General features: G+C 52.6%; 8 protein-coding genes. 2 read left to right on the forward strand and 6 right to left on the reverse strand.

Annotation, left to right across the window (positions count from 1 at the left end):
- Positions 1-24: 24 nt before the first annotated feature.
- The 5 genes from ACN0YN_RS04875 to ACN0YN_RS04895 all read right to left on the reverse strand — a co-directional run bounded on the left by ACN0YN_RS04875 (position 25) and on the right by ACN0YN_RS04895 (position 6,404).
- On the reverse strand, positions 25-2,403 hold the full coding sequence (locus ACN0YN_RS04875) for an ATP-binding protein (protein ID WP_417383865.1): 2,379 nt from the start codon (positions 2,401-2,403) through the stop codon (positions 25-27).
- A gap of 502 nt (positions 2,404-2,905) precedes the next feature.
- The gene (locus ACN0YN_RS04880) at positions 2,906-4,138 is read right to left on the reverse strand and encodes a carbohydrate porin (protein ID WP_417383866.1); all 1,233 of its coding nucleotides are present in this window, start codon (positions 4,136-4,138) and stop codon (positions 2,906-2,908) included.
- A 129-nt stretch (positions 4,139-4,267) separates the two neighbouring features.
- Entirely contained in the window at positions 4,268-5,149 is an 882-nt protein-coding gene (locus ACN0YN_RS04885; RefSeq protein WP_417383867.1) for an alpha/beta hydrolase fold domain-containing protein, read from the reverse strand.
- Positions 5,150-5,256: 107 nt separating this feature from the next.
- Positions 5,257-5,697, reverse strand: coding sequence for a hypothetical protein (locus ACN0YN_RS04890; RefSeq protein WP_417383868.1), 441 nt, complete (start codon positions 5,695-5,697; stop codon positions 5,257-5,259).
- Positions 5,698-5,747: 50 nt separating this feature from the next.
- Positions 5,748-6,404, reverse strand: a complete 657-nt coding sequence (locus ACN0YN_RS04895) for an SOUL family heme-binding protein (protein WP_417383869.1) — start codon at positions 6,402-6,404, stop codon at positions 5,748-5,750.
- A gap of 653 nt (positions 6,405-7,057) precedes the next feature.
- Here ACN0YN_RS04895 and ACN0YN_RS04900 point away from each other — a divergent pair.
- Positions 7,058-8,488 (forward strand): MFS transporter, encoded by a 1,431-nt coding sequence (locus ACN0YN_RS04900; RefSeq protein ID WP_417383870.1) that lies wholly within the window; start codon positions 7,058-7,060, stop codon positions 8,486-8,488.
- Positions 8,489-8,612: 124 nt separating this feature from the next.
- Positions 8,613-9,989, forward strand: a complete 1,377-nt coding sequence (locus ACN0YN_RS04905) for an alkaline phosphatase family protein (protein WP_417383871.1) — start codon at positions 8,613-8,615, stop codon at positions 9,987-9,989.
- Positions 9,990-10,004: 15 nt separating this feature from the next.
- On the opposite strand, the gene treZ is transcribed toward ACN0YN_RS04905, so the two are convergent.
- On the reverse strand, positions 10,005-12,623 hold the full coding sequence (treZ, locus tag ACN0YN_RS04910) for a malto-oligosyltrehalose trehalohydrolase (protein WP_417383872.1): 2,619 nt from the start codon (positions 12,621-12,623) through the stop codon (positions 10,005-10,007).
- Positions 12,624-12,637: the final 14 nt, after the last annotated feature.

Genomic DNA, 12,637 nt, shown 5'->3' on the forward strand with positions numbered 1-12,637 from the left:
AAGGGCGACTCTGTTTCTCTGATGTCATCTGTTAATTGACATCAGTTTCGGGTGCGTCGCAAGTTCCTGCAGGTCTTGTATGTCGACAGGTTTTACGAAGTACTCATCACATCCGTGTTTTCGCGCCTGTTGACGGTGTTCATCGTCACTGTGTCCTGTTAAAGCTACGATAAGCGTTGAGTTATTTTGATCAAGGCTCCGGAGCTCTCGAGCGACCTCCAGGCCACTCATGTCTGGCAGCATCAGATCCAATATGACAATTTCAGGTGGCGTTTCCTGAAACATTCTGATCGCAGCCGTTCCACTGGCAGCCACGAGAGGCTCGTGCCCCAGTTTTTCAAACAGGAGTGATATCATACGGGCAATGCCGGCCGTATCTTCAATAATCAGCACTCGACGGGAGGGAATGTTCTGGGAAGACAACGACGCCGATTCGGATTCCACAAAAGTGTCGTTCTCCTCTGGTTCCAGTGCAGGCAGTCTGACGGAGAATACTGAACCCCGATCTGCGCCTTCACTTTTGGCGGAGACACTCCCCTGGTGGAGTTCGACCAATTGTTTCACCAGGCTGAGTCCTAAGCCGAGTCCCCCTTTGGAATGCAGCTTCGAACGTTGCTCCTGGGTGAATGTGGAAAATACGTCCTCCAGTAACTCGGGATCAATCCCGAAGCCGTTATCGCAGACTTCGATCACGGCAGCATCCCTTTCCTGTTTTGTGTTAAGCCAGATCGTGCCTTTTTTGTCTGTATATTTTGAGGCATTGGTTAACAGATTCGCGAAAACCTGTGTGAGCCGGATTTCATCACCTTCCAGGAAGATCGGCGTATCTGACAGATCCAGTTTTAAGTCTTGTTGCTTCTCCCGAATGAATGGATTGGCGGTTTCGATGGCTCGATTCAGAACCTGTGTCAGGTCGAGTTTTTCTTTTTTCAGTTCAATTTTGCCGTGCACAATTCGGGATGCATCCAGCAAATCATTGATCAGATGTTTCATTTGATGAAGTTGACGCTGCATCGTCTCGCGAGACTCTCGAATGAGAGAGGGATTGAGATCATCCATCTGCAGCAGTCCTACAGCCAGTTCCATTGGTGCCAGTGGGCCTCTTAATTCATGGGCCAGCATGGCAAGGAATTCATTCTTTCGACGGTCGGCCTGCTGTAAAGCGAGTGCCTTTTCTTCGTTTGCCTTGTTCAATGCTGCCAGTTCCACGTTTGCTTTGTTAAGCTTGCGCTGCAGAGTGATCAGGCTGTTATTCAACCGGCTGAGATCATCGTCCGTCTGGTTCAGTCCCGAGAGAGCCCGTGTTTCCACTTGTTGAGGACTTGCTGATGAAGCGGACTGGTTGTCCGTCTGGTTCCGCGAATGAATCAGCCTGTTGGCTACCTGGATCGCGGCTTTACCATCCAGAGCATCAGCGTCGGCTCCGATACGTTTCCAGAGATAAGGATCGAGATTAAAGGGGTAACCTCCCGCGAGGATCTTCACTTGTTCGCATCCCGAGTGGGAACGCACGACACGAATGACATCGGCCATGGCGAATAAATGTTGTGTCATGGTACAGGATATGGCGAGTATTTGTGCCCTGCTGGAGGCGAGAGTCTCCGCAATGCTTTCCGGTGGTACGTTTGCTCCCAGGTAAATGGTATTCCAGCCACTGACTTCGAAGAGATCAGCAACTATCCGCAGTCCCACTTCATGCAATTCATCTCCGACGCAGGTTGCCACTAAGGTCTGGTCTGCGGAAGTGGTTTTGAGAAACCAGGGTTGAAGCTGTGACATTACAAACTGCGTTGCGGCCGTACAATAGTGTTCCTGTGCCACACTGATTTGTCCCGTCTGCCACAAACGGCCCAGTTCGTGCTGTGCAGGCTGAATGACGTCCAGGTAAATCGTCTCAATTTCGACTCCTGACTGAACGGCCTTCATCACCATATTCAGGGCGTCATTGCGATGAGTGTTGAGTAGCGCATTCAGATAATTGCGCTGTAGTTGTGCCTGTGAAGGGCTGGCACGTGCGGGAGGCTCAGCCGGGCGCTCGACAAGAAGTGACTTTCGAGAAGTGTCTATATAATGTTGGATGACGCTTGCGGTTTCCTGTGGAAATTCTGCTTCGACAATGCTGATCAACGCATCCAGAAAGTGAGAGATTTCACAGAAATACGGGGAAACTGACTCGGGAAGTCGGGTAACCCAGTGCACGTAGTCATTCAGCAGAACCGGGCTTTCGAATTCTATGCAGGCAGCGAGAACAAGAATATGGGTCTCAGACTGTTCAAGTCTTTTTACAGTCGGGATTCCCTTTTTCAAAGCAGAAGAGGATTCCAAATGCGAGCAAATGGCTTCCGCTAAAGGTCGTCGCCCCTCTCTGAGCATGTGAGCAGAGATACGGGCTGTGTCTGTCACGCACATATCTCCGTAAAAAAATAAACAATCACAACTTAGACTTTGTACAGTTTATGCAATTCTTTCACAGAATTCAACAAGCCATTTAGAAAATAAGACAACGTAAGTGTTTGAGACAGGCTCTTTGAGGCTGATTTCATCACGCAGGAGGTTCCCGATAAATGTTATATGTGAAGTGGATAATGGCTCTCTTATAATATTCGTGAGATTACCTCGAGACCGACTGCGGCAATTTGTCAGGTGTTGAGTTTACTGTTTTTCCTGAACTACACCGCTAGATGGTGTTCCGCTTTACGGTAGCCTCTCCAGACCCATCGGGACCGAGTGGATCAGGTCGGGATACGCTATGGTTAGAGATGACGCGCTCGTCTGGAGATCGCGTTTTCGTATCCCTCACAAGGCTGACCAACTCGTACAGACTTGTGTATGAATGGAAGTCGTTTATAGTCATGAATGGTTCGCGCGGATGCGGTGGTTGGACACCGTAGAATTTCAGGAAGGTTCAAAGATCCAACTGAAAGCGGATGCCGGCGACGAAGGCGTCGGGGTAGATGCCGGAAGGGGTGGTGATGTACTGGAGGTCGGGCTGGATGATCAGATTGTCATTCACGATTGCCTTGTAGAAGACTTCAATCATCACCTCTTGATCGGTACCTCCCTGATCGAGGTCGACCCAGCCTGCCCCCGCGCCGGTCACGTCTGCATCCCGATTACGGATCAGGCCGGTGTAGGTGAGGCCCGCCAAAGCGTCATGCGGGATCAGTGGGAAGGGAGAGTTTCCGCTGCTGTAGGTGGGATAGTGCTGGGCGAAAACGGACAGGCCTTGCGGATTGTCTGCGTCACAGCCTGCTTCACGAATCAGCATCTGCTCGTACTGAACGTAGTAGCCGTACGCTCTGGGGATGGCACCGGAGGGGACCTCGCCTGGTGTTTCATAGGTAATGCCTGCGGTGAAGAGGCCGGGAAGCTGCCTGAATGGAGACTGAAAGCGATACTCGAATTCACCAATGAAGAGAACGGAACCATTATTCGAAAAAATACCGGCTTCATTGCTGCGGTAGGCATCCCAGATTCCTGCTTTGACGGTGACTTCATTAGAGAGGTCCTTCATGAGTACAACCGCCGGGCTGGGAGCCGGGAATGAAGGGAGCCCGGCTGAGGGGGAGAGCCCAAACGCCGAGTTAATGAAGTCGCTGGCGGTATCCATGGTGATGAATTCAGAACTCAGGTCCTGCCTGCCGATACGCATGGTGATTCCGGTTTCGTACAGTCCAACTTCCCACCAGAGTTCGCTCATTTGAGTAATGTTGTTTAATGAGTCGATACTGCTGATGATTTGAGTGGCACCGACGTTCTGCTCCAGCCCTCGTCCATGCGTATTTTGAAACAGTACGTTGATCTGGCCGGGAATGGGAGCATTCAGTTTTTCGAGATCGAGAGAGAGCGAAAGATCGAGCAGCCCTTCGTAGTGGGTTGAGTTGCTGGTTGATATTCCACCGTGTGCGTTGGTGAAGACTTCGCCGTAATAGGTGGGCTGGAATGTGACGCCGTTGTCCGGATTGAGCAAGGTTGTGAGGAAACGCAGATCCGGTTCGTCTGTGAAAGCATTGTCGGGGACGCAGCTGACGGTTTCGGCTTCATTTTCGACTGCGCATTCCTGCCCGGCTGCCTGGTACGCAGGGAGCGCCACCAGCAGGAATATAAATGGAAGGAAGACCTTAAGCCGCACAGTCACGCTCCCCCTTTGCGCAACGCTCTCGATACCGGTATGAAATTGCAGAGTTGTGTACTCTTATCTTCGGCAGAATGAGCGGATGACATCCAGTCTGGCGGCATAGTCAAACTGGGTTGAGAATGACGGTTTTTATGGGGTGAGGTGTTTGCGGAGAAAGGCTTCGACGAGCTGCATCCGCTCTTTATCGAAGAATTCCGGGCCGCCGTGTGCGCCGCCGTGGATGACTTTGAAGGTGACATCCCGGCCATGCTGCTTGTATTTGCCTTGCAGCTCGTGGGACTGGTTGATGGGGACCTGCGGATCCTGATCGCCGTGAATGATAAGCAGCGGCGGGTCTTTCTCGTCCACATGGAAGACGGGGCTGGCGAGTCGGGCGAGGTCTGGTCTGTTTTCCGGTTGATCGCCGAGCAGGAGCTGCAACGCGGGAACGCGGACGCTCAAACCGTGTGGCGTGGATTGCGGGAGGATCGTCATGAAGTTAGTCGGGCCGAAATAATCGACGATGGCCTGCACACTGGATGATTCGTCAGTGAAGTCACCCAGATCCCCTTCGAGTTGCTGATTGCCGTTGGTGACACCCGTTAATGCAACAAGATGCCCGCCTGCGGAAGAGCCGAGGATGCCGATCTTGTCGGCGTTGTAGCCATATTTTTCAGCAGAACCCCGCAGGAAGCGGATGGCAGCTTTGATGTCATACATCTGGGCGGGAAACTTTGCGACCGGAGAAAGTCGGTACTCGACACTGGCGACCGCGAAGCCGTTCTGAACCAGTTCGATGAGAGGCATGTTCGCTTTGGAGCCCGCCCGCCAGGCACCGCCATGAATCCAGACCAGGAGTGGCGGATTTTTGACGTCGTGAGGCAGATACAGATCGAGGAGCAGTCGCTGCTGGTCGGTGGTGGCGTATTCGATATCATTGATCCGCTGATAAGAATCCACAGCAAAACTCCTTTCCGGGACAGCCAGCAGTGACAACAGTAGAATCAGGCTCAGCCAGCAGCGATTTCTCATATTCGTCTCTTTCGGTTCGCAGACGAGAACTGGTTTCAGGGGTCTCTGTATTGTAATCCCCTGCCCTGGTGAATGACACCGGATGAGCGTCCTGACGTTATGAAACTTCAGTACTCGGGAAATACCTGGAAGAGGTAAATCAGGAGTAGAATACCGCGAGCTGTCCAGGCGAAGGTGCGAATCCAGTTGGAAATCACCAGTCCCCGCAGATGGCGGGGAGAGAAGCGGGAAGCGAGCACATGGTGTCGAGGAACCTGCAGGCAGGCAGTGGAGATCCAGACGACAAACAACAGTCCGACGCCAGTCCAGGTGAAAACGGGGCCCATGCCGGGGGGAGGCCAGTAGACAATGGCGACGGTGGTAGCGGCTTCCGTCAGCATCATGGGACCGACGACAAAAGAGGTGCGCAGCTGGTGAATCTGCTGGTAGTGGGTGAATCGGGCACGTCCGACCAGGGCGAACATGGGGTAATGTACGATCTGTACAAACCAGATCAAACCCACCATATAGAAGGTGGAAACCAGTTGCAGCAGGAACAGGGTTTTCAAAGTGGGATGGTACTCCGGATATAAGAACTTTAGAGCCTGTTGTCGCAGGCTTATTCAGCGTCCGATTTCTTATCTATGGGCTGTGACAGTCGAATCAGAACTTCATTTCGACGAAACACTCCCGGAGTCCACGGCGGATCGTAGCCGGCTGATTCGAGGCCACCTGACTGGCTCAGACCGTTCTGTTCCACCCAGTTTCGAAGTTTCTTTTCCGCTTCGGCAGTGGTAGCCTGATTCATTCGCCCGCTAAACCGGTAGACGGCGAACTGCCCCCCTTCGCGTTGCTGGATGCGAACATTTTCCCCTGTGGGGGCTGGGATACCCTGTGCAGCAGTTTGCTGGGGAATGACGAATGACATCTGTCTGTCAGATGGTTTATTTTCGGGATCCATAAATACGGGAGTCGTCATGGATATTTTCTGTTCCTGTTGGTTTGCACCATCAATATACCGGAATAAACGCATAAAGCGTCCGTCCTTGTCCACTGGCTGTGCTTTGCTGTCTGTTGATACCAGCATCAGGTCGGGGTACTCTCGAATTTCGAAGGGACCATCTGATTTAATCACTGTGTACCGGGCTGACTCGTAGGCGTTACGAGCTGTGAATTTCCAGCCAAAGTAGAAGAGTGTGCACATTGCAATGACGATGGCGATATAGACCATTTCCCTTCCCTTCTTCCGAGGACGGTTGTTTGTCTGATCTGTCATGAGGGAAAACCACTTCAGGGTGATAAAGGTCAAATAAACTCTCTTTATCGACTTTAGTCAGAAAACCGTGATTGGCAAATGTTATTTCTGATCGAAACTCTGATGATCAGCTGATTTCCCCAGGTAGATATTACTGGATTTCCCTGATTTTACTTGTGAATTCCGGTCGACTCGGCACGAGCTCATCCAGTTTGGAAAATGGGCCATAGGGTGTGAACTCGCCGCTGATACCAGCTGTCTAGTCCCCTGCAGGGGGGAATGGTCAATCTGTCCTGTGCGGTTCTTTGACGCAGCCCTTTGGCCTGGATCAGTGATTTCCTGTATTTTCCGGGCGAAATGGTCTCTGCGGAGACCGGGAAGATCTCATGATTCTGGCATATTGTTTGCACGAAAATTCCTGTAAAAATCACGGTCGCAATAGACTGGCTTCGCTGATATGATGCGCAGGAATGGCCATCTGCTGACTGATGTAGATGATTTGAAAGCGAGAATAATTAACCTGTGGCCACATTGAAAAAGCCCCCCTGTTTCAGCCCTCCGTTTCCCTCAGACCCGAGCGCTAAACTTCAGGAATCCAGTAAGAGTTCGACTGGCGTGTGGATGACCATAGGCGCAGCAGATGCTGCAAACCCTGTTTTCTAAGGATAGATATCGTGTGGTCTCTGAAAACGGCTCAGCGGGCATTAATTGCCGCCGGTTGTATGGCGATGATTTATACCCAGTTTACGATGTCGCCGGCGACGATTGAATTCGCACGTTCCCTGGGAGCGACGGGCTGGCACATCGGGATTCTGGGGGCACTGCCGACGATGATGCTGTTTTTCCAGTTTCTGGCGGCCGTGGTCGCGAATCATCTGGAATACCGCCGCTGGCTCTGGTTACCGATCTCAATTTTCCAGCGGCTGATTCTGGTTCCGATTGCTCTGATGGCGTGGCTGCTGCCGGACATGTCTCATACGGCAGAGCTCTGGTGGCTGATTGGGTTGACGGCTGTGAATCATGCTTTAATCCACTTCACGACTCCGCTCTGGCTGTCATGGCTGGGCGATTATCTGCCTCACAAAGGCCTCAATCACTACTGGGGCTATCGTCAGGTCTGGATGTACTGGACCGGCGCGATTTCTCTCTTGGGCGGTGCGATCTTTCTGGCGAAGAGCGGCCTGGAAATCGGGGATGGATTTGCCTGGCTGGTTGGTATCGGCGCCTTCTTTGGCGTCTTCGATATCCTGTTCTACATGAAAATTGAAGAACCACCGGTGACCAAGGTCAAAGAACCGAAACTGAAAAAAGTGCTGCTGACACCATTTCAGGATCCTAATTTTCGATCGTTTATCTCCTTCACCTGTTTCTGGCATTTTGCGGCGATGCTGGGGGCCCCGTTCATCAGCTATTACCTGCTGGATTACATCGGGATGGATGTGTTCCGTCTGCTTCTGCTGTGGACCTGTGCCTGGTTGGGAGGAGCGATCTTTTCTAAACATCTGGGCTCCCTGGCCGATCATTACGGCAACCGACCTGTGTTGATTTTGTGTACAGCGTTTAAGTCCACGAACATGATTGGCCTGCTGTTTCTGCCACAGGACCCGACGCTGGCTTTCTGGATTATGGTGCCCGTATTTATTGTCGATTCCCTGCTCAACGCTGGCATTGCCATTGCCAACAACGGGTTTATGCTGAAGAATTCGCCGGCTGAGAACCGGACCATGTACATCGCTGCGGGAACCGCGTTTGCGGGGCTGGTGGGAGGAGTGACTTCCATATTGGCTGGGGGATTTCTGGTGCTCGCTTCCGACTGGACCGTGACGATCTTTGGTTCAGAGTACAACAATTTTCACATGATTTTTACAATCAGTCTGCTGATGCGACTGGTGGCGGCCTTCTATGCCCGTACGATCCGCGAGCCCGATTCTCACTGGACTGCTCAGGTGGTGATGAAACTGGTAGGTGTCACACCGTTCCGCATGATGCGTTTCCCCGTTGGTCTGTATCGTTCATTCCGTGCGGATGAACTGCGTGGCAAGTCCCGAAAAGGGAAACGGGAACATAAACAACCTGAAGTTGTGGCCAAAACAGAACCGACCTGACCTGTATTCCATTCGGTCGTGTGAGGTTGCATTGTTGCGGGAAGAATTCCAGAATGGATAAGAGCCGGGTGGCATTGCAATCCGGGGATATCTGATCTTTCACTACCATCTGGAGACCTCTTCCATGCGCGGGATGATGACTGCTTATCTGTTAGCTGTGGTGTGGCTGTTCTGTTCATTCGAGACGGCCCAGGCTGTTGAACCTCATGAAGACCGGTGTGTGATTCTGGTCAGCGTGGACGGACTGGCCAATTTTTATCTGGATGATCCCCAGGCCGATATGCCCACGTTGCGAAAGCTGGCAAAGACTGGTGCCCGGGCTGACGGCATGGTCTGTTCGTTTCCCACAGTCACCTGGCCGAATCATACTACGCTGGTAACAGGTACAACGCCTGCGAAACATGGAGTGATCGGGAATAACTATCTGGATCGCAAGAGTGCATCATCCGTTGCCTTCATTCCTGATCCCCTGTTCGATAAGGATCAGATCGTTAAGGTTCCAACGATTTACGATGCTGCTCATAACGCGGGGCTGGTCACAGCGGGAATCGTCTGGCCGGCAACCCGGAATGCACGGACACTGGACTGGACCGTGCCTGACATGTTCGGCAAAGAAGCCTGGCCCAAATATGGAACACCGATCTGGCTGAAAGAACTGCGCGACGCCGGACTGCCCGTTGATCTGCATGGTGACTGGACGGGCGAGAGTGGCGGTGGTGTGAAGCGGGACTGGCTGTATACACGCATGGCCCGGCATCTGTTCGAAAATCATCCGCCGAACCTGTTGATGATTCACCTGGTTGAGGTCGATCATGTCGAACACAAATATGGCCCGCGGAGCCCGGAAGCGTACTGGGCAGTCAGTTATGCCGATGACCGTCTGCGGGATATTGTGGATGCGATTGAGCGTTCCCCGCATCGTGACAAAACGACGCTCGTCGTGGCCAGCGATCATGGGTTCTTCCCGATCTCAAAAGATATTCTACCCAACGTGCTCCTGAAACAGGCAGGACTGATTACCAAAGAGAAGAAGCAGGCTTACTGTCTGTCACAGGGAGGGGCCTGCATGGTCTATCTGCTGGATGACGCAAAGCGGGACGAAATGAAAGCAGAACTGAAGAAGAAATTTGCAGCCGTGGAAGGGATTCAGGCGGTTTTGGATAAAGACGAATATACAAAGCTGGGGCAGCCCACTCCTGCTGAGGATTCGCATGCTCCCGATTTCTGGCTGTCTGCGAAGTCCGGTTATTCATTTACAAACAGTGATAAAGGGGACGATGTCGTTACTCCGCGAAAGACTCCGGGGGGCACTCATGGTTATCTGCCTGATCAGCCCGATATGCTGGCGACACTGGTGATCAACGGATTTGGGATCAAGCCGGGAACCAAGCTGGGCAAAGTTCAGAGTATTGATGTGGCGCCAACAATGGCCCGGTTACTGGGGGTAGAATTGCCAACCGCCCAGGGGAAACCGTTAATGCCGGCATTGCAGGACGATTGAAGCCTGGTGACTGCATTACGCACGGGTAATGATCGTATGACTGGGAAAGAGGAGAATCTGGTCGTTCTCAATAAGGGGCTCTGGTTCTGATGTCAAGACCAGAGTGCCTGTGAACGGGACTGACACTGGATGCGCCTGTGTATCTGCCTGGGGAGTCAGACGGACCTGAATTCTGATCTCCTGGTACTGCAGTGTAAAGAGACTGGACTGACTGTCACAGGCGACCTGCAGGTTTTCCGGTGTGAGCCAGCCATCGTGGAGGCCCTGCTTGCGTAGCTGGAGCAGTTGCTGATACCAGTGAAACATGTCCGGGTCTCGCAGCGGCGCCTCGTTCCATTTGGCGTTGAAAAACGCTTCAGCCTGTGAGGGAAGCAGCGCATCCTGCCAGATGTGAGGCGGGTAGTCTCCCCGGCGGCCGACATCGACGGCGTCGCGCAGGTGGCGGTCCTCAAAGTCGACGAAGAACGGGAACGGCGCGGAAGTTGCGAATTCTTCTCCCATGAAGATCAGTGGTATGCCCGGATAGAGCAGGACAAGTGCAGCAGCAGCTTTCTGGAAGGATTTAGATGTCAACTGGTGAATGCGCTTGCCATGCGGATGATTGCCGACACTGTCATGAGTCTGGAGGGCGATTACCAGTGAAGACAAATACTGGCTGGTGTTTTCTCTGATTCGCTGTGAATCGGTCACACGCTTATTTTCATGTCCCGCATAGATGTAACCGTACTGCAGCGACTGGATCAGATCTGAGGCTCCCTCGTAGTTTCGATGTGTGAGGTGCACGTCAGGCAGCGCATGAGAATAGAGGGAATACATCAGGCAGTCACACCAGATGCCCGAGTAGGCCTCCCTGCTCTTGTCCGCGGTGATCAGATCGTGGTTATAGACGTTGGTTTCAGCAAAGAGATATACGGGCCAGTTGACTGTTTCGTCGTGTCGGGTGACGGCCTGTCTGATTGATTCGAGAATATGGAAATGGCTGTCGTCATACATGCAATGTACGGCGTCGAGACGCAAACCATCCAGATGATACTCTTCCAGCCAGAAGACGGCATTGTCGGTAACGAACTGACGGACCGTTTCGGAATCGGGACCATCGTAATTCAGAGCCTCACCCCAGGGGGTGTGGTGCCTGTCTGAAAAATAAGGTCCGAATTCAGATAGGTAATTTCCTTCTGGCCCCAGATGGTTATAGACCACATCGAGGAAGACGGCGAGACCAGAGCGATGGCATTCGTCAACGAAGGCTTTAAAATCGTCAGGGGTACCGTAGGTGTTGCGAACGGCGAACAGATTGACGCCGTCGTAGCCCCAGTTCCAGCGGCCCGGTGTCTGATTGACCGGCATGATTTCGACCGCGGTGATTCCCAGTTCAATCAGTTCGGGGATACGTTCGATGGCCGCCTGAAAGGTCCCTGCTTTTGTGAACGTACCTAAATGCAGTTCGTAGATGACCAGGGACGGTTTCTCAATTCCCTGCCAGCATTGATCGGACCAGGGGAAATCATGCGAATTGCAGATTTGCGAAGCGGCATGCACACCCTGGGGTTGATACCGGGAAACAGGATCGGGTCGGGAAACCTGATCGTCAAGGCGATACAGGTAGTGGTCTCCCGGGCGGATGTGGTTGAACGTACCTTCAAAGTAGCCCTGCTCTGTGCGTGTCAGGGGATGCTGTATCGAGTCTGCCTGATTTTCTTTCAGCAGTTCAACGGCGACCTGTTTCCGTAGCGGAGCCCAGACTCGAAAGCAGGTGGAATCAACGGTAAGCGGAGTCGCTCCTGTCCGGATGTTTTCCGGTGGAGTCTGTTCTGCGAGGCCAAACCAGCGACAGCCTTCGAGTACACCTGAAGTGGCTGTTCCTTTCGCGAGATAAAGCCGGTTTTTCCAGCCGGAAGACTGGTGAAGGTTAAAAACGCGTTGTGCCAGCTGGCGGTCTGCATTTCCTACCAGGATGGTGCGATAGCCGGCCGTCAAAGCTGCCAGATCATTTCCGGAGTCGCCGGAAAAGACGATGTTTTCAGAGTGATAACCATTGTTCCGGGTCCACCATTCCAGTGCGAGTGCTTTGGAAACGGTGGCCGGCAAAAGATCAATCAGGCCGTCGCCATTAAAGGGATCGACGCTGTGGATAATCGAGTAAGGGGCATCGGTTTCTGTGAGAAGATCCTGAACACGATCAACGAGCATTTCCAGTTGATCTGCGTCAGCATAAAAACTGAGTTTGAAACGGCCCTGTTTGACTGCTTCCTGGAGACGGAGTCCGTCGATGGTTGCTAACTGTTCGCGCAATGTATCAATTGGCATCGAGGCGATAATCTGATCCTGATAGTCCTGGTAGGCGGTGACCAGTGTGAATTCCCTCGATTCCTGTCGCTGAAAAATGGAAGTGCCGACATCGCAGATGATCCACTCAGGAACGGGGAGATGAAATTCATTGATGGCTTGCGAGACGGACTCGAAATGTCTGCCTGTCACAAAGATCAGGGAGTTGCCACGGGCCTGGAACTGTTCTGTCAGGAGTTGCAGGTCTGACTGATTTTGGGGATCCTGATGCAATGGGATCAGGGTTCCGTCCAGATCGGTGGCAAGCACCTGTTCTGTCAATGGCGCAGCAGCATTCTGAGTAGGCATCAATTGCTCCCTCA

The sequence above is a fragment of the Gimesia sp. genome (assembly GCF_048260065.1).
Lineage (GTDB): Bacteria > Planctomycetota > Planctomycetia > Planctomycetales > Planctomycetaceae > Gimesia.